Origin of the sequence: Streptomyces pallidus (ex Mingjun et al. 2026), from assembly GCF_051550185.1 — a bacterium.
Lineage (GTDB): Bacteria > Actinomycetota > Actinomycetes > Streptomycetales > Streptomycetaceae > Streptomyces.
In genome coordinates this window covers 327,912-349,977 of record NZ_CP196182.1, presented here as the reverse complement: position 1 = coordinate 349,977, position 22,066 = coordinate 327,912, and the positions used below count along the sequence as shown (strand labels likewise).

Here is a 22,066-nt window from a genome sequence, read left to right as displayed (position 1 = left end):
CTTCACTTCCAGGAGTCACGCATGACGCGTTCGCTCGACGGCCTCGTCTTCGTCCCCGTGGCCGATCAGGCGCCGGGCCAGGTCGGCCGGCAGACCCGGTTCGACTACCACGAGCAGGACGGGCGGGTCTGGGCCGAGTACGCGGGCGGGGACGTGGTCCGGGGGCACCTGGTCGGGACCCGGGCGGGCGACAGCATCGACTTCCGCTACGTCCAGCTCCGCCTCGACGGCACCACCGCGTCCGGGCGCTGCACCTCGCTCGTGACCGAGCTCCCCGACGGCCGCCTGCGCCTGGAGGAGACATGGACCTGGGAGTCCCAGGAGGGCAGCGGCACCAGCGTGGTCGAGCAGCCGCTCGACTGAGGGCCGGGGCGTAACGAGGCGCCCCCTCCCGCCCCACCCGAACCCCAGGCCCCAAACCGGCCGCAGCGCGCACGGAAGCCGCCCCCGCCGCACCCCCGCAAGCGAATTGCGAAGGCCACCCCTTCCACCGACCGGTTCCGGCCAATCGCCCGCCCAGAGCTGCCGCCGGAGCCCGTCCCGGGGCGTCGGGGCACCGGCGGCGGCGCGCCCGTCAGGTCGGCCGGATCGCGCTGCTCCGCCCTCCGGCGTCCTGTGTACTCACTCCTCCGCTCCCCGGGCAGCACCCCGCCCCCTCCCCCGCAACGGGGTCGTGGGCTTCTTCGTCATGCCGTTGCCGGTGGGAGCAACCGACTTCCCTCATCGACGAGTTGGCCGAGTTGGAGGAGGAACCCATGTCCCGGGAACAGGACGAGGCGCAGCAGCAGGAACAGGCCGCCCGACCCCAGGCCCAACCTCATGCCCAGGCCCAGGCCCGCGTGCCGGCCCAGGCCCAGCCGAAGGACGAGCAGCAGGACGAGCAGCAGGACGAACGGCACCGGCAGGACACCGCACGGCCCCACCCCCGGGAACCGGAGCCAGCGGCCGAGGCCGAGGACGCGGACGCCCCCGCGCTCCCCGCGCCCCCGGAGTTCACGTACGCCTGGGGCCAGCACAACAAGACCATGGAGGAGCTCTCGCTGGCGCAGATGGCCCGCCGCGTCCCGGCCGCGCTCGCCCAGACGGCGCGCCTGGCCTGGGCGGTGAACCGGACCGCGTTCACGTGGCTCGTCTGCGCCCAGCTCCTCGGCGGCATCTGCACCGCCGCCGCCCTCGCGGCCGTGTCCCGCGCCATGGGACCCCTCCTCGCCGACGGCACCGTCGGGCAGCGCGTCGGCGGCGCCGCTTGGCCCCTGGCCGCCGCGGCCGCGATGACCGCCGTGGGCGCGCTCGCCTCGATCACCGCCGGCAGCGCCGCCCGACGCCTGAACCCCGGCATGTCCACGATCGCCGACCTCGCCATGGTCGACGCCCACATGGACGTCGAACTGGCCGCCTACGACGCCCCCGACTTCACCGAGCGCTCCGAGGCCGCGGAAACCGGTTCCGCCCGTTCCGGGATGCTGCTGCAGGACGCGCTCGGCTTCACCGGCGGCCTGATCGACATGGTCGCCGTCGCGTCCGTCCTGTCCGTGGTCCACCCCGTCCTGCTGCCGCTGCTCCTGCTGTCCGTCATCCCGCGCGGCCTGGGCTCCGTACTCGCCGCCCGCCTCGACTACCGCCTCCACAACGAGACGATCGCCTCCCGCAACATCCGCCACATGATGCGCTGGCACCTCACCACCCCCAAGCTCGCGGACGAGCTGCGCGGCAACAGCATGCGCTCGTACGCCCACCACTGGTACGCCGCCGTCTGCTCCCGCATCGACTCCAAGATGGTCGGCTCCGCGCCCCGCTACCTGGCCGTCCACCTCACCGCCGCCGTGGTATCCGGCCTGTTCACCGTCATCACCTGGGCGAGCCTCGGCGGCCTCGTGATCGGCGGGTTCATGGCCATCGGCGCCGCCGGCACCGCCATCGTCGCCATGCGCACCTCCACCGCCGCCCTCTCCCAACTCGTCGTCTACGGGGCCGCGATGTTCCAGCACGCCCTCTACCTCGGGGACTACGCCACGTTCATCCGGCAGGCCGCCGAGCAGTCCGGTCCGCGCGGCCCGCGGAAGCTCGGAGCCCCGCAGCGGATCCGCCTGGAGGCGGCCACGTACACCTACCCGGGCAAGGACACCCCCGCCCTCGGCCCGGTCGACCTGACCCTCAGCCGCGGCGAGGTCATCGCCCTGGTCGGCGAGAACGGCGCCGGCAAGTCCACCTTCATCCGCCTCCTCACCAGCCTCACCGCCCCCACCACCGGCACCGTCTCCTGGGACGGCGTACCCACCGCGGACGCCGACCAGCGCTCGGCGTGGCGACACGTCGGCCTCGTCACCCAGTCGTACGGGTACTGGCCCTTCACCGCCCGCGAGAACATCACCCTCGGCCAGCCCTCCCCGCGCGGCGAGGACGCCGTCTGGGACGCGCTCGCCGCCGTCGGCATGAAGGAGACGGTGGCGGCGTACCCCAGCGGCGTCGACACCCTCCTCGCCCGCTCCCTCTGGGGCGGCCACGAACCCTCCGGCGGCCAGTGGCAGCGCATCGCCTGCGCCCGCGCCTTCCACCGCAGGCCCGGCCTGCTGGTCATGGACGAGCCGACGTCGGCCATGGACCCGCGGGGCGAGCACATGGTGTTCACGGGGCTGCGGGGAATGAAGGACGACCGGATCACGGTGATCGTCACCCACCGCATGGAGAACTGCCGCCTGGCCGACCGCATCGTCGTCCTCGACGCGGGCCGGATCAAGGAGGAGGGGACGTACGAGGAACTCGTCGGCCTGAACGGCTCCTTCGCGGAACTGGTCCGCCTCTCCCAGGACCGCTGAACCCCACCCCACCCCTCCCCTCCCCTCCCCCTCCCCCTCCACCGCGCCGGCTGCCCGCAGCCCGGACACTGCCGACGCGGCGACGCGGCGACGCGGCACGCGGGGGGAGGGCGCGGGGCCGCCACGACGTGCCGGATCATGTGACTGCACCCGGGGGCACGCGAACCCCGGGCGCGATCCGGACGGAGCACCGGACCCGACGAGTTCACCCGCACCCCAGGAGTAGCACTTCATGACCGGCGCATCCTCGGACCACGCCAGGGCAACGGCATCCGCCGCGGCCGTCATCACGGACGAGCAGGGCAGGGTGCTCATCGTCAACCCGGTCTACAAGGAGCGGTGGAACCTGCCGGGCGGCCACCTGGACGAGGGCGAACTCCCGAGCGCGGCGGCCCGCCGCGAGGTCCTCGAGGAACTCGGCCTCGACGTGGAGATCGGCGACCTGCTGGTCACGGCATGGGTCACGAAGGCAGGCGGCTCCCACGTCTTCTACGTCTTCGACGGCCCCCGACTGACCCCGGAGCAGCAGCGGGCCATCACCCTCCAGGAGTCGGAGATCGGCGAGATCCGCTTCTGCCTGCCGCAGGACATCACCCCCGACATGGTCCCCCCGTTCGCCCTCGCGCTGTGGCACCGCGCCCTACAGGCCCGCGAGGACCACCAGCCCGCCTACCTCGAACTCGCCCTGTAGGCCCGGCGCCGTCGCCTCCCCCTCCCCGACTCACCGACCGCTGGCGGGGGCGGAGGCCGACAAATCCATGGCGCACCGGCCGGCCCCGCAACGAGACTGCGCAGATGAGCGACCGCTACCCCTGTCCCTGCTGCGGGCACCGCGTGCTCGGGGCCATGCCGGGCTCCTACGAGATCTGCCCCGTCTGCTCCTGGGAGGACGACGGGGTCCGGTTCCACTGGCCGACCATGGACGGCGGAGCGAACAAGCTCTCCCTGATCGAGGCCCAGCGAAACTACCAGGACTTCGGAGCCTGCGACGAGCACGGCCGACAGTTCGTCCGCTCCCCGGCCGCAGACGAGCCCCTCGACCCGAACTGGCGCCCGATCGACACCACGCCCGACTCCTTTGAGGACTGGGAAGCGGAAGAACGCGCCCCGTGGCCGGGGGACCGCTCGGTCCTCTGTTGGTGGCTGCCCACCTTCTGGCGCCGCGAGGACCCGGTGTCGTGAGTCGCGCGTCTCGCGCCGGGCCCGCGCATGCCGTGACGACGTCGGCGTGGCACTCGCCGAAGACCCGGCCACGGGCCAGGGGGCCGGGACGGCACGGGCGGAAAGTGCGTGGTGGCTGCGGCAGCGCTCGCGTACGGTCTGGGTTCCGGCCGGCGGATGTCGTCGCGCCGGCGTGACGAGTGACGTGACGAGTGCGGAGAGCGGACCCATGACCGACCAGCGAGCGACGACGACCCTGTGGCGGCCCACCGGCCCCAGGGAGCTGGAACTGGTCCGGGAGCTCGACTGGCGTGCCTGGCCGCCCCGGCTTCCGGAGCAGCCGATCTTCTACCCCGTTCTCAACGAGGACTACGCGGTGCGGATCGCGAGGGACTGGAACGTGAAGCACTCCGGTGCCGGGTTCGTGACGCGTTTCGAGGTCGAGTCGGAGTTCCTGAGCCGGTACCCCGTGCAGCAGGTCGGCGGGCGGACGATCCTTGAGCTGTGGGTGCCGGCCGAGGAGCTCGACGAGTTCAACTCCCGCATCGTCGGCAGGATCGAGGTCGTCCACGAGTTCCGCTGACCGCTCGGGGTGCGGTGAGCGGCTTCCGTGTCCCTATGCGGTGGGGTGCGGGCTCGTGCGGAGCCAGTACGAGCGGGCTGCCGCGGCCAGGGTGATCCCGTAGCCGGCGAAGGCGATCATGCCGGGCCATGCGACGAGCAGTACGTCCGCCGGGGTGTCGAGGTCGCCGCTGGGTACCGTCACCACACCGGCGGTGGCCAGGGTGCAGTAGGCGAGCCCGAGCACCCCGTACGGGGCCAGGGTGGCCGCGCCGAGCAGGGCCGGGGTCAGCGGGAGCCAGCGCGGAACCCGTCGACCGTGCAGGAGCGGCACCCAGCGCGGGAAGACCTGGCCCCACGGGCGGACCAGGCCCCAGAGCAGGAAGACGCCGAGGGCGGCGAGCAGTGCCGTGGCGTCCACGCCCCAGGACTGCAGGGTGAGCCAGGCCTCCGAGGCGCCGTTGCGCGCGGAGACGGCGAGCATCTCCTCCTTCCTGGTCCCGGCGAAGGTGCCTCCCCAGGCCCAGTACGACTTCATCGCGGCGTACGGCAGGAAGGCGACCGTCCCCGCCCAGGCGGCGCGTTGGACGCGCACAGGCGCACGGGACGGCGGCGGAGGGGCGGTGGCCGCGCCGCCGGGCGGACGGTCGCGGTGGGGCCGGGCGGTCGCGGCGAGCAGGAGGGCCCCGGCGGCGGCCAGCGCGTGGTGCGCGGCGGTGGTCCAGCTGTCCACCCTTCCCCCGAGCATCAGCGCGATCACGTCCATGAGCAGGCCGAACGCGGCGGCGGCAGCCAGCCCGCACAGCACCCGGAGGAGCCGCCGGAGCAGCGGCCGCGGGCCGTACCGGACCACCGCACCGCAGACGAGTGCCGCCAGTGCGCCCAGCGCCACGACCCCCCAGTCGAGCGCGGCGGGCAGCCGCCGCACGCCGCCGAACAGCGGCGTCCCGGTCAGCGCGGCCGCCAGGCCGAACGCCGCGTACGCCACCGCCCAGAGCAGGGCGGCGGTCGGGGCCGCATGCCACGGGCGGCTGGGCCTGGGTGTCCGTACGTCATCGGTCATACGGCGAGCATCGCGGCGACCCCGTCGGCACGGCATCGACCGCCCGGCCGATCCCGCTTCCCCCGGCCGGGTGAGCGACCGTACGACCCCGGTCGAACACGTCGCCGTCGACGCGCCAAGGACGGGGAGGAGCGGGGCCGGTACCGGCACCCGGAGACGTACGGTGTGACACCCGAGCGGCTGATCGCACCGCCGGCACACGTCCCTCCCGCCAGGGGCTGAGAGCGGGGCGGCGTCAGGGGTGGGCGGCCGTAGCAGTGGGGTCGCCGCACATGGCCTGGCCGTACAGGGACTTCAGGGCCTCGTCGATGGGGTGGGGCCGCGGGTTGCCGGAGGCGTCCAGCTCGTTCCACCTCATCATGTTGATCGCCACCGACATCTGCCGCTTGCCGTCGGCCCGGGTCAGGGACAGCGTCCCGGCTCCCCAGGCCGAGCCGTCGTGCCCCCAGAAGAGCCCGCAGCCCGGGACGGCGACCTTGTGCAGCCCGAGCCCGTACTGGATCGTCGTTCCGTCCAGGGCGCGGACCGGGAGGGTCTGCTGCATCTGCTCCAGTGACGACCGGCTGACGATCCGGCCGTCCAGCAGCGTGGCGTAGAAGCGGTTCAGGTCCTCCATGGTGGACACCAGCCCGGCGCTCGGCCCCACCCAGGAGTTGGTGTAGACGCTGTAGTCGCGCGGCGGGTCGAGGAGGCCGAAGAAGGACTCGTACATCCGGGAGTGCGGACCCTGGATGTGCGGGCCGCGCGGGAACCCGGTGTGGCGCAGGCCGGCGGGGGCGATGACGTTGCGGGCGATGTACTCCTCGGCCCCGGTGCCGGTGACCCGCTCCAGGAGCTGGCCGAGGAGGATGTAGTTGGTGTTGGAGTACACGCCGGTCGGGCCGCCGGGGTCGCCGGTGGGCGGCGCCGAGAGTCCCAGTCGGATCAGCTCGGCCGGGGTGAACTCGCGGAAGCGGTTCTCGTCCAGGCTCTTCGACGACATGTCCGGCAGGGACGGGAAGCCCTGGAGCGACGGGAACGCGTACATGATGTAGTCCGGGATGCCGCTGGTGTGGTTGAGCAGCATCCGGACCGTGATCTTCCGGCCGCGTTCTCCCGGCACCAGGTCCGGCAGGTGGTCGCCGATCGGCGCGTCGAGCCGGATGCGGCCCTGCTCGACCTGCTGCATGACGGCTGCGGCGGTGAAGGTCTTGCTGACGCTGCCGACGCGGTGCCGCAGGTCCGCGTTGACGGGGCGGCCGGTCGTCACGTCGGCGACCCCGGAGGCGCCGCGCCAGGTCCGACCGGAGTCGCGCACCTCGGCGAACACCCCCGGCATCCCGGCCCGGTGGACGCCGTTCAGGGCCGACCGCAGTTCCGCGGGGTCGAAGCGGGAGGCGGCGGCGTCAGCCGCGCTCGTGGGAGCGACGGGGGGCGGGGCCGCGGCCGCCACCGTGCCCGCGCACATGCCGAGCGCGGCCGCGCTCGCGCAGACAGCCAGTCGGATCCTCATCTCATGCGTCCTCTCGTAGGGGGTGGTTGGGTGAGTGAGTGGGTGGGTGTGAGCGGGCGGGGCAGGGCGGGCGGGGCAGGGCGGGCGGGCTTCACCTGCCGGTTCCGCGGTCACGCGGCCAGCGCCCGGCGCAGGGCTCCCGCCAGTTCGGCGTTCTGCCGTTGCGAGACGTCGGCGGAGAGGATCGCCTGCGACCCGTGGAAGGTGCCGGCCCACTGGTGCAGTTCGACCGGTACGCCCGCCCGCAGCAGCCGCAGCGCGTACTCGATGTCCTCGTCGCGGTTCGGGCAGAACTCCGCCGTGGCGATGTACGCGGGCGGCAGGCCCGCCAGGTCGGTCGCCCGGGCCGGCGCGGCGTACGCGGTGGCGGGCTGCGGACCCAGGTAGTGCCGCCAGGCGGCGGTGGTCTTGTCGCGGGTGAACCAGGGCGTGTCGGTGAAGTTCCGCGCCGACCAGGTCTGCTGCCGGTCGTCGAGGCCGGGCTGGTTGAGCAGCTGGAAGCAGATCGCCGGCCCCTGCTCGTCGCGCGCCCGCAGTGCCAGCGCGGCCGCGAGCCCGCCGCCCGCACTGTGGCCGCCGACCGCGATGCGCGCCGGGTCGATGCCGAGTTCGGCGGCGTGCCCGGCGGTCCAGGCCAGTACGGCGTACGCGTCGTCCAGGGCGGCCGGGAACCGGTTCTCGGGTGACCGGCGGTAGTCCACGGAGACGACCACCGCGCCGGAGCCGTCCGCGAGCCGGGCGGCCCACGGGTGCTCGGTGTCCAGGTCGCCGAAGACGAAGCCGCCGCCGTGCAGCCAGACGATGGCCCCCGCACCCGCACCCGCACCCGCACCCGCACCCGCACCCTGCGAAGCCGTGTGCGGACGGTAGATCCGTACCGCCACGTCCGGCTCCGCCGGCACCGTACGGTCCTCGACGTCCATGCGCGAGGTGTCCGGCGCCGCACCCGCGGCGACCAGGGCCGCGACCGTCTTACGGGTGGCCACCGGGTCGTCCAGGTCGGTCTGCGGCAGGAACGGGATGAATGCTTCGAGTTCGGGGTCCATGCCGACGATCCTCGCGGCCGCGCCCCGGGGCGGTCATCCGCCAACCGTCGCGCGTCCCGCGCCGATCGCGCACCGATCGGCGCCCCGCCCCGGCGTCCCGTCCTCCTATGGTTCTGCCATGGAGGCACTGGCCGTACGGCTGTCTGGACTGGATCCGTACGTCGACGGCGCGATGCGCATCGTCGCGTTCTACGACACCCTGATGCGTCGACGCGTCGACCTGCCGGCGCTCGCCCGGTCCTCGGCGGGCCTCGCCGAGTGCGTGACCGGGATCCGGCTCCACGGCACGGGGCGGGCGATCCGCATCGCGCCCGACGGCAGCCCGGCGGCGGCACCGCCGCCCGGTTCGCCGCAGCCGCCGGCCTCCACCACGGCCCCGATCACGCTCGACGAGGAGGAGATCGGCACCGTCTGGCTGGAGCGCCCCGGCCCGCCCGGCCCCCTCGACGAGGTGCTCCTGGACCGGCTCGCCATCGCCGCCGCTGCCACGGCCGAACGGTACGGGCCCGCCGGCACCACCATGGCCGACCCCGCCCTCGTCGAGCTCGTGATCAGCCCCGACAGCGACGAGGCCGCCCGGGCGCGCGCGTTGCGGCTGCTGGGGTTCGCGGCCGCCGGCCCGCCGGTCCGTGCCGTCGCCGTACGGTCGTCGCAGCTGCCGCTCGACCGGATCGGCGGCCTCGTCTGCCCGACCCGCCCGGTGAAGGCGGCACCGCTGGGCGAGGTGGGGGTCATCCTGGCCGCGGAGGTGGACCCGGCCCGGTTCCCGCAGGGCGTACGGGCGGGGATCGGCGCCGCGGACAGCCCGGACCGGTCCTGGTGCGAGGCCCGGACCGCCCTGCGCTTCACCACGGCGCGGCGGCCCGTCGTCCACTACGACGACCTGGGCGCGCTGGCCCTGCTCGCCCGGATCCCGCAGGAGGCGGCGCGGGAGAACGCGGACGTCGCTGCGATCGCCCGGCTCGCCGCCACCCCGGAGGACCTGGAGACTCTGGACGCGTACTGCACGGCGGGCTCGCTGCGCCAGGCCGCCGACGTCCTCCACCTGCACCACAGCAGCGTCGCCCGCCGCCTGGACCAGATCGCGAAGACCCTCGGCATCGAGCTCACGGATCCGACGGGCCTGACCCGCGCCAGAATCGCCCTCACCACGTGGCGGCTCCTCACCGACTGAGAATCGGCCCGGCGACGCGGCCGCGGCGACCTTTTATCAGGACGGATTGCGGGCGTCAAGGCACGTATTCAAGTGTCGTGACGCCCTTCCGCTCACAGGGTTTATTTGAAGTACGCCCCACCGGGAAAGCCCGGAAGAGGCCGAAACATTCAACCCTTTTGCACATCGAGTGGAGAATTCCCATGTTCGAGCGTTCCTGGACCCGTCGTATCGTTCTGGCCGGCGCCTCCGCGGCCCTGCTGGGCGGCGGCATCGCACTGCCCGCCACCGCCATGGCCGCCCCGACCACCACCCCGCAGCACGCCGTCACCTTCCTCCAGGACGACAGCGCCGACGGCATCGGCACCAGCGGTGACGCCACCGCCGAGAACACCACCGTCGGCGGTGAGGCCACCACCGGCGCCGCCAACTCCGGGGTCGGCAACTGCAAGGGCAAGTGCACGATCGTGACCGGCAACGCCCAGAGCGGCAACGCCAGCGCCGACGCCATCAACCAGGGCGACGCGACCGCGGTGAGCGGCGACGCCCGCGGCACCGGCGGCACGGTGTCCAAGCAGGTGCTGAAGAAGCAGCTCAAGGAGGAGCTGAAGGCGAAGCTCGGCAAGTGAGGGCCGCCGGCCCTCCGCCCCCGTTCCTGGGCACCCTGCACCCAGCGCCAGCCCCACACACGGCCTTACCAAAACAAATGACCGCCGTCAAGCCACGCGTTCCAGTGGCGTGACGGATCCCCGCCCACAGGGTTTATTTGAAGTACGCCCCCACCGGGAACCCCCGGAAGAGGAGCGGAATTATCAAAAACCCCTCCCATAACCCCTTTCCCATAACCCCTTCCCATAAGCCTTCCCGTACCGAGTGGAGAATTCCGATGTTCGAGCGTTCCTGGACCCGTCGTATCGTTCTGGCCGGCGCCTCCGCGGCCCTGCTGGGCGGCGGCATCGCACTGCCCGCCACCGCCATGGCCGCCCCGACCACCACCCCGCAGCACGCCGTCACCTTCCTCCAGGACGACAGCGCCGACGGCATCGGCACCAGCGGTGACGCCACCGCCGAGAACACCACCGTCGGCGGTGAGGCCACCACCGGCGCCGCCAACTCCGGGGTCGGCAACTGCAAGGGCAAGTGCACGATCGTGACCGGCAACGCCCAGAGCGGCAACGCCAGCGCCGACGCCATCAACCAGGGCGACGCGACCGCGGTGAGCGGCGACGCCCGCGGCACCGGCGGCACGGTGTCCAAGCAGGTGCTGAAGAAGCAGCTCAAGGAGGAGCTGAAGGCGAAGCTCGGCAAGTGAGGGCCGACGGCCACCAACCGCCGCACCGGATGCCGGAGAGGACCACCGCCTCTCCGGCGTCCGCATGCCCGGACCCGGCACGCATCGCGACCGTCGGCGCCGGGCTCTCCCAGCTGGCAGCGGTGACCCTGCTCGCCGAGCAGGGCGTCGCGGTGACGACCGGAACGGAGGGCAGCGTCGGCCTGGCCGGGGTGCCGAGGCCGTCGTCGCGTCCGGCACCGACCGCACCGAGGCGGTCCGGGTGGGGCTCGGCCTTCCCGCACCGTGGCGCGCTGTTCTACGCCGAGCCCGGCGTGCAGAGCATCCCACCGGCGGCACGCCAGCCGGGCGGCCGGGCGGCCGGACAGCCACCGGCGTGATGATGAAGGACTTCTCGTTTCAGGTGAAAACAGAACCTATCGCGCCAAAGCGGTGAAACACCCGGAATCGGGTGGGTAGGTGGGGGTTCGCCCCGCCAGCATGTCCCTGGAGTTGTTGGTGTCAGCAGCATGGGAAGGGACGTTCATGGCCGACAGCAAGGCCGACAAGGCCAGGAAGGCCGCCGCGTCGATGGGGCTCGTGACCCCGATCGGCAAGGCGGCGGCCGCCCCGGAGGTAGCGCCCGCGGCCGACGAGGTGTGGCAGCTGCCGGGCGGCGGCGCCCGCGTGTACTACGGGCAGGGCCAGCAGGGCGTGGTCCGCCCGGTCGTCCTGGCCGACGGGTTCAACCTCGGGCCGACCGACTTCGACTGGCTCTGGGACCAGCTGGAGAACGGCCGGTTCCCGTTCATCAGCGAGCTCCGGCGCCGGGGTCGCACGCTGGTCCTCGTCGGGTTCGACGAGCGCAGCGAGTCGATCCTCCGCAACGCCGAGACGGCGACCGCCGCGATCATGCGCACCATCGCCGAGCAGCTGGGCGACGCCCGGCTGCTCGCCGGCGGGTTCAGCATGGGCGGCATGGTCATGCGGTACGCGCTCGCCAAGATGGAAATGCAGCGCATGGACCACCGGGTCGGCGCCTACGTGTCGTTCGACACCCCGCACCGCGGCGCGTGGGTGCCGATCGGGCTCCAGGCGTTCGCGCACTACCTCGCCCCGGTCGACGACACGTACCTGCGCCAGATCGGCAGCCCGGCCTCGCAGCAGATGCTCTGGCGGTACCTGGACGCCATCGACGGCACGCCGAAGGAGAGCCCGCTGCGCAAGGAGTTCAGGGAGCAGCTCCAGAAGGTCGGCGGCTGGCCGCGCATCCCGCGCCTGATCGGCGTGTCCAGCGGACGCGGCGACGGCGTGGGCAACGGCGTCCGGGCCGGGGCGAAGACGCTGAGCTGCTCCGGGCCGCTCTTCGACGGCACGTACTTCCTCGCCCAGGCGCAGGGTGACCCGGCCGAGGTGGCCGTGCTGAACGGCATCCTCGGCGGGCCGCACACGATCATCACCCGCGGCTTCCCCGAGCTGGACGGGGCGCCGGGCGGCACGCTGGAGTCGTTCGGTCTCGTCGGCGACACGCTGAAGGAGGTCGGCGAGGCCGTCGAGATGGCGCACCGGTCCGTGTGCTTCGTGCCGTCCGTCAGCGCGGTCGCCGTCCGCGACCTGGACCGGCAGGACGACCTGTACACCAACATCGACGCCCTGCCCCCGGAGGAGTCCGAGCTCGACGACTTCATGCTCTCCTCGGACAACGACCCGCACGCCATCATGACGCCCGAGATCGGCGAGTGGGTCCTGGACCGGCTGCCCGACTGACCGGCCGTCCGCGGCGGCCTCATCGCCGCCGGCCCGGCCGAGTCCGTCAGGCGGGTCCGGCCGGGCCGGCGGCGGGCCCGGCCAGTTCGGCGATGAGCCGGCGGTAGGTTTCGAACGCCGGCTTGGGGCTGTAGTCGTCGCGCAGGAGTCCGAAGCGGTGGAAGAGGCCCTCACCGCTGCTGTCGGCGTCGCGCAGGGCGAAGAACGCGTAGCCGTCGACGGTGAGTGCGTCGGCGAGGGCGGCGACGGTCCGCACGACGGTCTCCAGGACGGCGGCCTGCCGCTGTTCGGGCCGGTCGGGGCCGGTGGGCCAGCCGTTCTCGCAGATGCGGATCGGGACGGTGCCCGGGATGCCGGCCGCGGGCAGGTGGGTGTGCCGGAAGGCGGTGAGGACCCCGGCGACCGCGTCCGCCAGCTGGTCGGCGGCGATGGGCCGGAAGACGTCGGGGAAGAAGTCCAGGCCGACGTAGTCCAGGCAGGCGAGGAAGCGCGCGTCGGCGCGGGCGCCCAGCTCGGACCAGAAGGTGTCGCCGGGGTCGAAGGTCGGTACGGCGTTGAAGCCGACCGCCACGGGGTATCCGAGGGACCGGGCCTCCTCCTTGGCCGCGACGACCCCTTCGACGAGCGCGTCGAGGACGCCCGGCGTGCTGCCGTCGAGGGTCGGGAGGTCGGCGTTCGGCTCCTCGCATATCTGGAGGGACGCAAGCTGCGGCCCGCGCGTCCGGACGGTCTCGCGGACGAACTCCAGCCACTCGTCCAGCCGCCCGGTCGGCTCGCGGAACTGCAGGACGAGGTCCAGCTTGCGCCCGCGTCGCAGGTAGCGCTGCGGTTCGACGGGCGCCGCGGGCTCGGGCAGGTCCACGGTGGCCGCGAACGAGTGGTAGGCGCGGACGGTGAGCGCAGCCGCGTCGCCCTGGAGCGCGTCGAGTGCGCCGGTGATGCGGTGCGGCTCGTCCGGGCGGACCGGGTGAACGATGCCCTGGTCGTCGCCGAGGACCGCGCCGGGGTAGATGCCGAAGGCCAGAGCCATGGCCGTCCCACCTCCAAAAACTTGGTGTCACTCCAACTTTGTGGTGACACTATCATTCAGGTGTGGGCCTCAGAGAGATCAAGAAGCAGCAGACCCGCACGGCGATCGCCGATGCGGCAGTGGGACTGTTCCTGGAACACGGCTTCGACCAGGTCACGGTCGCCGACGTCGCACGGCATGCCGGCGTGTCCACGAACACCGTGTTCAACTACTTCCCCGCCAAGGAAGACCTCTTCTTCGACCGCCAGGCCGAGGCAGAAGGCCATCTCGCCGCGCTGGTACGCGACCGCGCCCCCGGCACCTGCCCGGTGGAGGCCGTCCGCGACGCCCTGCTGGCCGCCCTGGAGGACAACGAGCCGATGCTCGGACTCCAGCCGGGGTCGGCCGGGTTCTGGCAGGTCGTCCTGGACAGCCCCGCGCTGCGCGCCCGCGAACGGGAGATCGGCGAGAACGCCGAGGCGGCGCTGGCCACGGCCCTGACCGAACACCCGCCGCCCCCGGCCGCCGCCCCGGTCCCCGCAGCGCTGCTGGCGGGCGCCATCGCCGGCACGTACCGGGCGGCCCTGCGCGAGATCCGACGGGCCGTCATGTCCGGCGAATCCCCGGCCCGTGTACGCGACACGATCGCCCCGGCGGCCCACGGCGCCTTCACCGCCCTCTGCCACGGCCTGCACGCGGGCTAGGCTCGCGGCATGGGCACGGGCAGCGTGGACTCCAGGGACCTGGAACGGGCGGTCTCCGTCATGCGCGGGGTGCTCGCCCCGCACGTCGACGCGGACTGGTCGGTGCGGGCGGGGCCCCTGGAGTGGGACTGCCGGGCGACCGCCGCCCACGTGGCGCACGATCTGCTGGCGTACGCGGGGCAGGTGGCGGCCCGGCCCGCGGAGGCGTACCTCCCCTTCGACCTGGTCGTCCACGCGGAAGCGGAGCCGCGCGCGGTGCTGGGCGTGGTCGGCGCCTGCGCCGGCCTGCTCGCCACCGCCCTGGCGGCGGCCGACCCGCGGATGCGGGCCTGGCACTGGGGGCCGTGCGACACGACGGGCTTCGCCGCGATGGGCGTCGCCGAGATCCTGCTGCACACCCACGACATCGCCCAGGGCCTGGGGGTTCCGTGGCTACCGCCGGCCCGGCTGAGCACCGCGGTCCTGCAACGCCTCTTCCCGGACGCGCCGCCGGGCGACCCGGCCCGGGTCCTGCTCTGGTGCACGGGGCGGGGCGAACTCGAGGGCAGGCCCCGCCTCACCTCGTGGAGCTGGCGGGCGGCCCTACCCGGCTGACGGCAGCCCTGCCGTCAGCCCCGGGAAGGCCCGCCGGACAGGGGCGGTTCCGGGTAGGGCACGATCCCGGCCGAGGGATCGTCCGCGCGGCCGACGGAGGCCGCGCTCCGGTAGAAGACGTTCTCGAACTCGACGTCCCGGTCCAGCAACAGCGCGGTCCGGGCAGCCTCACCCATCGGTGGCCGGTGCGGAGCGACCCGGTATCCGGTCTCGATGACCTCGTCGAACGGCCGGCTGTGGCGGACGACGGCGAACCCGTCGCCGTCGCCGCCCCACTCGCCGCCGACCTGCCAGGTGTACTGGAGCGTCAGCACCCCGGCCTGCGGACAGTGCCAGCGGAAGCGGCCGACGGCCAGCTCACCGCTGACACTGTCGAACCGGCTCCAACCGCGGCCGTCCCCGAGGAACACGACGCCGCTCGACTCCATCACACCCACCGCGGACCCGAACCAGGCCCCGACCAGACGTTCGTCAAGGAATTCCACGTCCCACACGCCCCCTCTTCGACGCGATCCCACACCGCCGCACAGCAAACAGGCCCCGGCCTCCCTGAGGAGGCCGGGGCCTTAGTCGAGCGCTGGGCAGGCCTTGCACCTGCATCCCCCCACAGGAAGTGGGGTGCCTTTCCTTGGACCACCAACGCCGGTCCCACCGCCACTTGTCATGGCCGCGAGCTCAAGATCAAGCATACGGCATCCGAACGACCGCACTCACCACTCCCCATCGAGCCGACGGCCTGACCGCGGGGCACGCACACGCTCAGGCGAGGCCGCGCCGCGCGCGCTCGGCGTCGATGAGTTCCTCGGTGAGCGCCTCCGGATCCACGGTGAACCGGGGCTCCGAGAGGTCGTCGTAGTCGTCCGCCCGGAGGGGCACGCCCAACTCGGCGAGCCGTCCTGCCAACAAGGCGAACGCGGTGCGCGCGTCCGGCTCGCCGGCATACCGGACCTGGTCGGCGGCACAGGCCTCGGCCAGGCTGCTGCCGGCCATGCCCGACAGCGTGAACTCGGTGTCGAGCCCGACGACGACGGGAGGGCGGTCCGCCGGTTCGTCGGGGTGCACCCAGTAACCGATCCAGCCCTCGTCCCGCTCCGCGACGACCTTCACGTACTCGGCCAGCACCACGAGCGCGGCGTTGACGGCCCGCATCCCGGGGTCGGCGAGTTCGGCTTCGCTGAGGTGGCCGGTGTCCAGGAGCGGCTGGAGCCGGCCCGCCTCAAGGAAGGTGATGTCGAGGAGTTCGCGGAAGTCGGCGCGGTCCTCCCACTGCGCCACCAGCATGGTCCGCAGGTCGTCGGGGATCGGACGGCCCCCCAGACGCTCGCGTGAGAACTCTGCGAGCCGCTCTTCGAACATGTCCCCTCTTAACTGATCGACGGTTCAGCCGACCCTAACGGCTCCCCCCGACAACCGACCGCCCCCACCAGCGGGCGGCGGCGGGGACCCACCCCCGACAACCGACCGCCCCCACCACGCACGCGACCGCCATCAGGACGAACGTCGCCACGAGTGCAGCAGCGGACCGCCCGGGGTGCAGGATCACGGCCCACGGTTCGGGAAAGCGCCCGTTCCAGCCGGCGACCCCCACGACGATCGGCATCCCGCTCATACAGGGCCCGGCGACGCGCGGTCCGACGCACGCCCCCAGGAGCACGGCAGCCGCGAGGTAGAAGGTGATGTTCCGGCCGACGACGAGGGCGATGTCGTCATCGACCAGCAGATAGGCGCTGCCGCTCACCACCAGGGCGGTCCCGGCAAGGCCCGCGGCCAGGGCGGTGTCCCAGCGGTGGACGGGCCGGAGGGCGGTCGCCTCGACCCCCGCACCAGCCCTTCCGGTGCCGTTCAGCCAGAGCACGGCGGGCACCACCGCCACCAGCGCACCGAGCAGGAATCGACCGCCGACGCCGGTGAGGACGGGGAGCGGCAGCACGGTACGCCGAAGGGCGATCCCGAGAAGAGCAGTGAGGACCGTCGCCACAACGATCACAACGGCATCGCGGGACCTGAGCCACCAGATCACCGGGCAGCTCCCGGGATCTCGCGGTTGGGGCGTCCTGTGCAGCCGGACAGTGCCTGCCGGTACTGCTCGTACCAGGCCAGTTGCACGGCGCGCGGCTGGGCGAGGACCTGCCGGACGAGGTCCAGCCCCACCTGAAGCGTCGACCGATCCCGTATGGCGGGGTACTGGCGCGTGGTCCGCGCACAGTCGGGCACGGGCGGCATCAGCACGCTCGCCAGCCTGTACCCCATGTCCGTACCTCTCCCGACGCCGTTCCTGCCGAACGCGGCCTGCTCCTCCCGGGGTGCGGCGCTCAGCGTGTCGGTGACGGGAACCCCGGCCTCCGCGAGGCGGGCGGTGTGGCTGCGGACGAGGCGCACCACGCCGCCGCGGTCAGGGGTCTCGGGCCACAGGCACACGGTGGGACGCCCCTCGGTGTCGCACACGAGGTCCGAAGGGTCGCGGGCCAGCAGGGGGTTGTAGTCGAGGTCGTGCACGAGCCAGACGGCGACCGCAGCGGCAGCAGCCGCAGCGGCAACGGCAAGTACCCGCGCCGCCTTGAAGAACGGGTGCACCACCAAGCCTGCGGCCACGCACAGTCCACCGGCAAGGACGAACGGCGCCCAGACGGCCGCCGGATCGATGACCTGGCCCGGGTCACAACAGGATTCGTACGCCTGGGCAACGAGGTGACGCGGCCAGGGCGGGTCGAAAGAGCCGGGACACGCCACCGCGCAGAACCCGACGACCATCGCGACGGGTGCGGCGGCCAGACCCGGCAGGACCCGCCCGAGCAGGTACCCGAGCAGGCTCGCCGCGGCCAGCACGGCCGCGTACGCGCCCACCATGCCCGCGTGCGCGGGCGCGGGCAGCGCTCCGGCCGCCCGGGAGGTGACGATCAGTGCGGCGGCGAGTCCCACCAAACCCATGCCCCACACGGGGAGGAGCACGCCCAGCGCGACGGCGAGCGGCGAGCGGACGGGCGCCTGGTCCAGGACGCGTCCGCGGCGCAGACGTGCGGCCTCCCAGGCGCCGGCCGCCGAGCAGGCCGCTGCTGCGGGTGCCAGGGCGTACGAGGCGGGCCCGACCACCGAGGGCCCGTAACCGGCCACCACGGAGGCGGCCATTCCATCACCGAGGAGCAGGACGACGTGAAGGAGCAGGAACGGCAGCAGCGCCACGGCCGACGATGTCCGCAGCAGGGTACGCAGGCGCACTGCTCACACCTCCCGCTCGACGAGCCGGGCGTACGCGGCCTCGGCCCGGGCGACCCCGGGCGGAGAGTCGGGGGCGATGGCATGGAACTCCTGCGGACTCCCCCGGAAGCGGACGGTGCCCCCATCAAGGACGACGACCTGCTGGTACAGATCGGCGAGGTCTTCCGTCTGGTGCGTGGAGACCACGATCTGCACGGTGGCGGACAACTCGGCGACGAGTTCGCGGAACATCTGCCGCTGCGTGGGGTCGAGACCGGCGGTCGGCTCGTCCATCAGGATCAGCTCGCTGCGGTGGCCGAGCGCCCCGGCGATGCCGATGCGGCGCAGTTGGCCCCCGCTGACCCGGTGGCTCCTGCGGTCGGCGAGCGTGCTCAGACCGACCCGGTCGACGGCGGCTGCGGACGCCTCCCACGCCTCGGAGCGCGTGAGGCCCTTGAGCCAGCCCGCGTACGCGACCTGTTCGCGCACGGTCAGCCCCGGTACGGGGGTGATCTGCTGCGGGATCCACGCCACCTTGCGCCGATAGGCGGCGAGGGACCGGCGCTCGGCCCGGATCCGGCCGAGCCTGACCGTGCCGGATCCGGGGCGCAGCTGTGAGGCCGCGATCCCCAGGAGCGTCGACTTCCCGGCGCCGTTGGGCCCGAGAAGAACAGTGGCCGGAGCATCGAGAACCAGCCCGAAGTCGGAGAACACGACCTGCCGGCCGTACCGGAAGGAGACCCCTTCGAGAACGAGAGCCATGGCGCTACCCGCTACCACCGCCCCGCAACTCGGCACCGTCCACGGCCCTGCCGCTCACTGTCCACGATCCCGTCCCCTTCCCCCCGAGGCGGCGCACGGAGGCAGAGGCAGACGGGCCCTCCCCCCAGAGGCCGCAAGAACGTTTCGAACGCTAACGCCGGAAGATCCCACTCCACCGCGATGGCAACCGGTTTGGCCGAAATCTGCCGGGTCCACAACCACCGGACACGGCCTCGGGCCCGCTGCTCTGGCGGGGGCCGCTCCTGCCCCTCGTGCCCCCTGGCCGTCCTGCCGGGAAGCCCCCGAACACACTCCCGACCCCGACCCCCCGTCCCGTTCCGGACACTTGTCGCAGATTCGCCGATGCGATGCGCTCGGCGCGGCCGCTAGCATGTCACCCTCTGGACGACATTCCTGAAGTCAACAAAAAGGTGACGCCGATGCCCCAAGCACAGGACACCCCGGACTCCGGGGCGGGGCCGGCCTCGTTCCTGGCCGCCGCCGCGGCCCTCGGCATGATGGACTCCGCCGCCCGTACCGCCCGCCTCGCACCGCCCGACGACACCGACCAGGGCGACCGGCAGCAGGCCCTGGCCGCGCTGCTGCTCCTGCGTCGCGTGCGCGAGGAACTCTCCGGCTGGGAGACCGGGCTGATCGAGACCGCCCGCACCGCCGGCGCCACCTGGGCCGATCTCGCCGAGCCCCTCGGGGTGGCCAGCCGTCAGGCCGCCGAGCGGCGATACCTGCGGCTACGGCCCGACGCCGCCGCCGGCACCACCGCGGGCAGCACCGGCGAGCAGCGCGTCCGGGCCGCCCGCGACCAGCGCGCCGCGGACCGCGCCGTCACCGCCTGGGCCCGCGACAACGCGGCCGACCTGCGCCGCCTGGCCGGGCAGATCGGCGCCCTGGACGACCTCGCCGCCGGTGCTTCCCCCGCCATAGCCAGCCTTCTGGAGGCCCTCGGGGACGGCGACCCCGCCCGGCTCCTGGCCCCGCTCGCCGCGACCCGCCCGCACCTCGCGGCCGGCCACCCGGCGATCGCCGACCGCCTGGACCGGCTCGCCTCGCGCACGGCCCGCCTGCGCGCGGACCATCACACCGACCGGCAGCGCGGCATCCGGCACACGCCCTGACGGCAGCGCGCCCCGACGCACATACGCGAACGCCGAGACGCATACCCGAACGCCCGGACACCCAGCCGGACCCGCGGCGCCCAGCCGAACCCGCGGCGCACGGCGTGCGTGCCCCCACCCGACCACCACCATCACCGTTTTTCGTTATCGAAGGAGAGACCCACGTGGGTAGCAGTACCGAGACGCTGGAGTTCCAGGCCGAAACCCGTCAGTTGCTGCAGCTGGTGATCCACTCGATCTACTCGAACAAGGACATCTTCCTGCGCGAGCTGATCTCCAACGCCTCCGATGCACTGGACAAGCTCCGTCTGGAGTCGCTGACCGACTCCACCCTCGACGTCGACACCGCCGACCTGCACATCACCCTCGAGGTCGACAAGGACGCCCGTACGCTCACCGTCCGCGACAACGGCATCGGCATGAGCCGGGACGAGATCGTGGAGCTGATCGGCACGATCGCCAAGTCCGGCACCGCGCGCCTGCTGGAGAAGATCAAGGACGCCAAGGACGCCGCCGCGGCGCAGAGCCTGATCGGCCAGTTCGGCGTGGGGTTCTACTCGGCGTTCATGGTCGCCGACAAGGTCACCCTGCGCACCCGTCGGGCAGGCACCGCCGAGGGAACGCAGTGGGAGTCCGACGGCGAGGGCACGTACACCATCCAGGCCGTGGACGACCTGCCGGTCGGCACTTCGGTCACGCTCCACCTCAAGCCCGTCGACAGCGAGGACGGGCTGGCCGACTACCTGGCCTCCTGGAAGATCCGTCAGATCGTCAAGCAGTACTCGGACTTCATCCGCTGGCCGATCAGGATGGCCGCGGAGCCGAACACCAACGCCGCCCCCACCGACGACGCCGACGCCGAAGCCGAAGCCGGCGACACCGATGCCGAAACCGCCCCCCACATGGACACCCTCAACTCCATGAAGGCGCTGTGGGCACGCCAGCGCAGCGAGGTGTCCGAGTCCGAGTACAACGAGTTCTACAAGCAGATCAGCCACGACTGGCTCGACCCGGCCGAGACCATCCACATGCGCGCCGAGGGCACCTTCGAGTACGAGGCGCTGCTGTTCATCCCGTCGCAGGCGCCGTTCGACCTGTTCTCCCGCGAGACGAAGCGCGGCGTGCAGCTGTACGTCAAGCGGGTGTTCATCATGGACGACTGCGAAGCGCTGATGCCGAACTACCTGCGCTTCGTCAAGGGTGTCGTGGACGCCCACGACCTGTCCCTGAACATCTCCCGCGAGATCCTCCAGCACGACCGGCAGATCCAGGGCGTGCGCCGACGCCTGGTGAAGAAGGTCCTCGGCGCGCTCAAGAGCATCCAGGCGGGCGACGACGCCGAGCGCTACGCGAAGCTGTGGGGGCAGTTCGGCCGGGTCCTCAAGGAAGGCCTCCTCGAGGACGCCGACAACACCGAGGCGCTGTTGGCGCTGGTGTCGGCCGAGTCGACGCACGACGCGGAGAAGACGACCAGCCTGCGCGAGTACGTCGAGCGCATGAAGGAAGGTCAGGACGCGATCTACTACCTGACCGGCGAGACCCGGGCGACGGTGGAGAACTCCCCGCACATGGAGGCCTTCGCCGCCAAGGGGTACGAGGTCCTGATCCTCACCGACCCGATCGACGAGGTCTGGGTCGAGCAGGTCCCGGGCTTCGACGGTCACCGGTTCCAGTCGATCGCCAAGGGCCAGGTCGACCTGGACCTGGACGAGAACGCCGACGCCGACGCCGAGGGCGCCGGCGACAGCGACGGCCAGGAAGCCGCCTCCGCCAAGGCCAAGCGCGAGAAGGACTTCGCCGCCCTGCTGCCGTGGATGACGACGACGCTGTCCGAGCACGTGAAGCAGGTCCGGCTGTCGTCGCGGCTGACGACGTCGGCGGCGTGCATCGTGGGCGACGCCCACGACATGACGCCGACCCTGGAGAAGATGTACCGGGCCATGGGCCAGCAGATGCCGCCCGTCAAGCGGATCCTGGAGCTCAACCCCGCCCACCCGCTGGTCACCGCCCTGCGTACGGCCCACGAGGCCAACGCGGAGGACCCGGCCCTCACGGAGATCACCGAGCTCGTGTACGGCAGCGCGCTGCTCGCCGAGGGCGGCGACCTGCCCGACCCGGCACGCTTCACACGGCTGCTCACGAGCCGCCTGACGCACACGCTGTAGCCGTCGGGCGCTCGGCCACCGGGCGCTCGGCCGCCGGCAGCCGGGCGCGCCCCCGCTCAGCGGCGCGGGGGCGCGCCCGGCCACACCAGGAACGGAGGACGCAAGGCCGCTCCAGGAAGGCTCATGGCCGCTCCTGGAGGATCCAAGGCTCGGACAATCCACGCTTTCAGCTGCT

At 72.7% G+C, this 22,066-nt stretch carries 23 protein-coding genes; 14 read left to right on the top strand and 9 right to left on the bottom strand.

Annotated features, from left to right (window positions below):
* The first annotated feature begins 21 nt into the window (after positions 1–21).
* From ACSHWO_RS36350 to ACSHWO_RS36330, 5 genes are all read left to right on the top strand, one after another.
* Complete coding sequence (locus tag ACSHWO_RS36350) at positions 22–363, top strand: hypothetical protein (protein WP_361094508.1); 342 nt, start codon at positions 22–24, stop codon at positions 361–363.
* 392 nt (positions 364–755) lie between these two features.
* Positions 756–2,816: an ATP-binding cassette domain-containing protein gene (locus tag ACSHWO_RS36345; protein WP_438319569.1), complete on the top strand. Its 2,061-nt coding sequence runs from the start codon at positions 756–758 to the stop codon at positions 2,814–2,816.
* A gap of 232 nt (positions 2,817–3,048) precedes the next feature.
* Positions 3,049–3,507, top strand: a complete 459-nt coding sequence (locus ACSHWO_RS36340; protein ID WP_385835711.1) for an NUDIX domain-containing protein — start codon at positions 3,049–3,051, stop codon at positions 3,505–3,507.
* A gap of 104 nt (positions 3,508–3,611) precedes the next feature.
* On the top strand, positions 3,612–3,998 hold the full coding sequence (locus ACSHWO_RS36335; protein ID WP_438319568.1) for a CPCC family cysteine-rich protein: 387 nt from the start codon (positions 3,612–3,614) through the stop codon (positions 3,996–3,998).
* A gap of 208 nt (positions 3,999–4,206) precedes the next feature.
* Positions 4,207–4,560 carry a hypothetical protein gene (locus ACSHWO_RS36330; protein WP_361094520.1) on the top strand — a complete coding sequence of 118 codons (354 nt, stop codon included), beginning with the start codon at positions 4,207–4,209 and terminating at the stop codon, positions 4,558–4,560.
* A 33-nt stretch (positions 4,561–4,593) separates the two neighbouring features.
* Here ACSHWO_RS36330 and ACSHWO_RS36325 read toward each other — a convergent pair whose 3' ends face one another.
* From ACSHWO_RS36325 to ACSHWO_RS36315, 3 genes are all read right to left on the bottom strand, one after another.
* Positions 4,594–5,601, bottom strand: coding sequence for a hypothetical protein (locus tag ACSHWO_RS36325; protein WP_438319567.1), 1,008 nt, complete (start codon positions 5,599–5,601; stop codon positions 4,594–4,596).
* 235 nt (positions 5,602–5,836) lie between these two features.
* Positions 5,837–7,093 (bottom strand): serine hydrolase domain-containing protein, encoded by a 1,257-nt coding sequence (locus ACSHWO_RS36320; protein ID WP_385835689.1) that lies wholly within the window; start codon positions 7,091–7,093, stop codon positions 5,837–5,839.
* Positions 7,094–7,203: 110 nt separating this feature from the next.
* Positions 7,204–8,139 carry an alpha/beta hydrolase gene (locus tag ACSHWO_RS36315; RefSeq protein ID WP_438319566.1) on the bottom strand — a complete coding sequence of 312 codons (936 nt, stop codon included), beginning with the start codon at positions 8,137–8,139 and terminating at the stop codon, positions 7,204–7,206.
* Positions 8,140–8,257: 118 nt separating this feature from the next.
* Here ACSHWO_RS36315 and ACSHWO_RS36310 point away from each other — a divergent pair, with 118 nt between their 5' ends.
* The 5 genes from ACSHWO_RS36310 to ACSHWO_RS36290 all read left to right on the top strand — a co-directional run bounded on the left by ACSHWO_RS36310 (position 8,258) and on the right by ACSHWO_RS36290 (position 12,329).
* Positions 8,258–9,313: a PucR family transcriptional regulator gene (locus tag ACSHWO_RS36310; RefSeq protein ID WP_438319565.1), complete on the top strand. Its 1,056-nt coding sequence runs from the start codon at positions 8,258–8,260 to the stop codon at positions 9,311–9,313.
* Positions 9,314–9,495: 182 nt separating this feature from the next.
* Positions 9,496–9,921 carry a hypothetical protein gene (locus ACSHWO_RS36305; RefSeq protein WP_385835659.1) on the top strand — a complete coding sequence of 142 codons (426 nt, stop codon included), beginning with the start codon at positions 9,496–9,498 and terminating at the stop codon, positions 9,919–9,921.
* A gap of 257 nt (positions 9,922–10,178) precedes the next feature.
* A complete protein-coding gene (locus ACSHWO_RS36300; RefSeq protein WP_385835659.1) occupies positions 10,179–10,604 on the top strand; it encodes a hypothetical protein in 426 nt (141 codons plus the stop codon).
* Positions 10,605–10,633: 29 nt separating this feature from the next.
* Complete coding sequence (locus ACSHWO_RS36295; protein WP_438319564.1) at positions 10,634–10,963, top strand: hypothetical protein; 330 nt, start codon at positions 10,634–10,636, stop codon at positions 10,961–10,963.
* A 145-nt stretch (positions 10,964–11,108) separates the two neighbouring features.
* Positions 11,109–12,329 (top strand): esterase/lipase family protein, encoded by a 1,221-nt coding sequence (locus tag ACSHWO_RS36290; RefSeq protein ID WP_361094540.1) that lies wholly within the window; start codon positions 11,109–11,111, stop codon positions 12,327–12,329.
* Between the two features lie 46 nt (positions 12,330–12,375).
* Here the strand turns inward: ACSHWO_RS36290 and ACSHWO_RS36285 are convergent, their stop codons facing one another.
* Positions 12,376–13,359: a hypothetical protein gene (locus ACSHWO_RS36285; protein WP_438319563.1), complete on the bottom strand. Its 984-nt coding sequence runs from the start codon at positions 13,357–13,359 to the stop codon at positions 12,376–12,378.
* A gap of 62 nt (positions 13,360–13,421) precedes the next feature.
* On the opposite strand from ACSHWO_RS36285, the gene ACSHWO_RS36280 reads away from it, so the two are divergent.
* Positions 13,422–14,042, top strand: a complete 621-nt coding sequence (locus tag ACSHWO_RS36280) for a TetR/AcrR family transcriptional regulator (RefSeq protein ID WP_438319562.1) — start codon at positions 13,422–13,424, stop codon at positions 14,040–14,042.
* Positions 14,043–14,051: 9 nt separating this feature from the next.
* Positions 14,052–14,636 (top strand): maleylpyruvate isomerase N-terminal domain-containing protein, encoded by a 585-nt coding sequence (locus tag ACSHWO_RS36275; RefSeq protein ID WP_438319560.1) that lies wholly within the window; start codon positions 14,052–14,054, stop codon positions 14,634–14,636.
* A 14-nt stretch (positions 14,637–14,650) separates the two neighbouring features.
* On the opposite strand, the gene ACSHWO_RS36270 is transcribed toward ACSHWO_RS36275, so the two are convergent.
* The 5 genes from ACSHWO_RS36270 to ACSHWO_RS36250 form a co-directional block, all read right to left on the bottom strand.
* Positions 14,651–15,121 (bottom strand): hypothetical protein, encoded by a 471-nt coding sequence (locus ACSHWO_RS36270; RefSeq protein WP_438319559.1) that lies wholly within the window; start codon positions 15,119–15,121, stop codon positions 14,651–14,653.
* Between the two features lie 274 nt (positions 15,122–15,395).
* Complete coding sequence (locus ACSHWO_RS36265) at positions 15,396–15,992, bottom strand: hypothetical protein (protein ID WP_438319558.1); 597 nt, start codon at positions 15,990–15,992, stop codon at positions 15,396–15,398.
* 34 nt (positions 15,993–16,026) lie between these two features.
* Positions 16,027–16,623, bottom strand: coding sequence for a hypothetical protein (locus tag ACSHWO_RS36260; RefSeq protein WP_438319557.1), 597 nt, complete (start codon positions 16,621–16,623; stop codon positions 16,027–16,029).
* 29 nt (positions 16,624–16,652) lie between these two features.
* Positions 16,653–17,852: a DUF7224 domain-containing protein gene (locus tag ACSHWO_RS36255; RefSeq protein ID WP_438319556.1), complete on the bottom strand. Its 1,200-nt coding sequence runs from the start codon at positions 17,850–17,852 to the stop codon at positions 16,653–16,655.
* Between the two features lie 3 nt (positions 17,853–17,855).
* On the bottom strand, positions 17,856–18,593 hold the full coding sequence (locus ACSHWO_RS36250; RefSeq protein WP_361094563.1) for an ATP-binding cassette domain-containing protein: 738 nt from the start codon (positions 18,591–18,593) through the stop codon (positions 17,856–17,858).
* 440 nt (positions 18,594–19,033) lie between these two features.
* Between ACSHWO_RS36250 and ACSHWO_RS36245 the strand changes: the two genes are divergently transcribed.
* Complete coding sequence (locus ACSHWO_RS36245; protein ID WP_361094566.1) at positions 19,034–19,726, top strand: hypothetical protein; 693 nt, start codon at positions 19,034–19,036, stop codon at positions 19,724–19,726.
* 164 nt (positions 19,727–19,890) lie between these two features.
* On the top strand, positions 19,891–21,891 hold the full coding sequence (htpG, locus tag ACSHWO_RS36240; protein WP_438319555.1) for a molecular chaperone HtpG: 2,001 nt from the start codon (positions 19,891–19,893) through the stop codon (positions 21,889–21,891).
* Positions 21,892–22,066: the final 175 nt, after the last annotated feature.

Excerpts from the sequence above, each read along its gene's own strand:
- ACSHWO_RS36335 (WP_438319568.1), top strand. The coding sequence starts at position 3,612 with ATGAGCGACCGCTACCCCTGTCCCTGCTGCGGGCACCGCGTGCTCGGG.
- ACSHWO_RS36305 (WP_385835659.1), top strand. The coding sequence starts at position 9,496 with ATGTTCGAGCGTTCCTGGACCCGTCGTATCGTTCTGGCCGGCGCCTCC.
- ACSHWO_RS36325 (WP_438319567.1), bottom strand. The coding sequence starts at position 5,601 with ATGACCGATGACGTACGGACACCCAGGCCCAGCCGCCCGTGGCATGCG.
- ACSHWO_RS36245 (WP_361094566.1), top strand. The coding sequence starts at position 19,034 with ATGCCCCAAGCACAGGACACCCCGGACTCCGGGGCGGGGCCGGCCTCG.
- ACSHWO_RS36275 (WP_438319560.1), top strand. The coding sequence starts at position 14,052 with ATGGGCACGGGCAGCGTGGACTCCAGGGACCTGGAACGGGCGGTCTCC.
- ACSHWO_RS36320 (WP_385835689.1), bottom strand. The coding sequence starts at position 7,093 with ATGAGGATCCGACTGGCTGTCTGCGCGAGCGCGGCCGCGCTCGGCATG.
- ACSHWO_RS36330 (WP_361094520.1), top strand. The coding sequence starts at position 4,207 with ATGACCGACCAGCGAGCGACGACGACCCTGTGGCGGCCCACCGGCCCC.
- ACSHWO_RS36310 (WP_438319565.1), top strand. The coding sequence starts at position 8,258 with ATGGAGGCACTGGCCGTACGGCTGTCTGGACTGGATCCGTACGTCGAC.
- ACSHWO_RS36340 (WP_385835711.1), top strand. The coding sequence starts at position 3,049 with ATGACCGGCGCATCCTCGGACCACGCCAGGGCAACGGCATCCGCCGCG.
- ACSHWO_RS36315 (WP_438319566.1), bottom strand. The coding sequence starts at position 8,139 with ATGGACCCCGAACTCGAAGCATTCATCCCGTTCCTGCCGCAGACCGAC.
- ACSHWO_RS36350 (WP_361094508.1), top strand. The coding sequence starts at position 22 with ATGACGCGTTCGCTCGACGGCCTCGTCTTCGTCCCCGTGGCCGATCAG.
- ACSHWO_RS36265 (WP_438319558.1), bottom strand. The coding sequence starts at position 15,992 with ATGTTCGAAGAGCGGCTCGCAGAGTTCTCACGCGAGCGTCTGGGGGGC.
- ACSHWO_RS36345 (WP_438319569.1), top strand. The coding sequence starts at position 756 with ATGTCCCGGGAACAGGACGAGGCGCAGCAGCAGGAACAGGCCGCCCGA.
- ACSHWO_RS36290 (WP_361094540.1), top strand. The coding sequence starts at position 11,109 with ATGGCCGACAGCAAGGCCGACAAGGCCAGGAAGGCCGCCGCGTCGATG.
- ACSHWO_RS36300 (WP_385835659.1), top strand. The coding sequence starts at position 10,179 with ATGTTCGAGCGTTCCTGGACCCGTCGTATCGTTCTGGCCGGCGCCTCC.
- ACSHWO_RS36295 (WP_438319564.1), top strand. The coding sequence starts at position 10,634 with ATGCCGGAGAGGACCACCGCCTCTCCGGCGTCCGCATGCCCGGACCCG.
- ACSHWO_RS36250 (WP_361094563.1), bottom strand. The coding sequence starts at position 18,593 with ATGGCTCTCGTTCTCGAAGGGGTCTCCTTCCGGTACGGCCGGCAGGTC.
- ACSHWO_RS36285 (WP_438319563.1), bottom strand. The coding sequence starts at position 13,359 with ATGGCTCTGGCCTTCGGCATCTACCCCGGCGCGGTCCTCGGCGACGAC.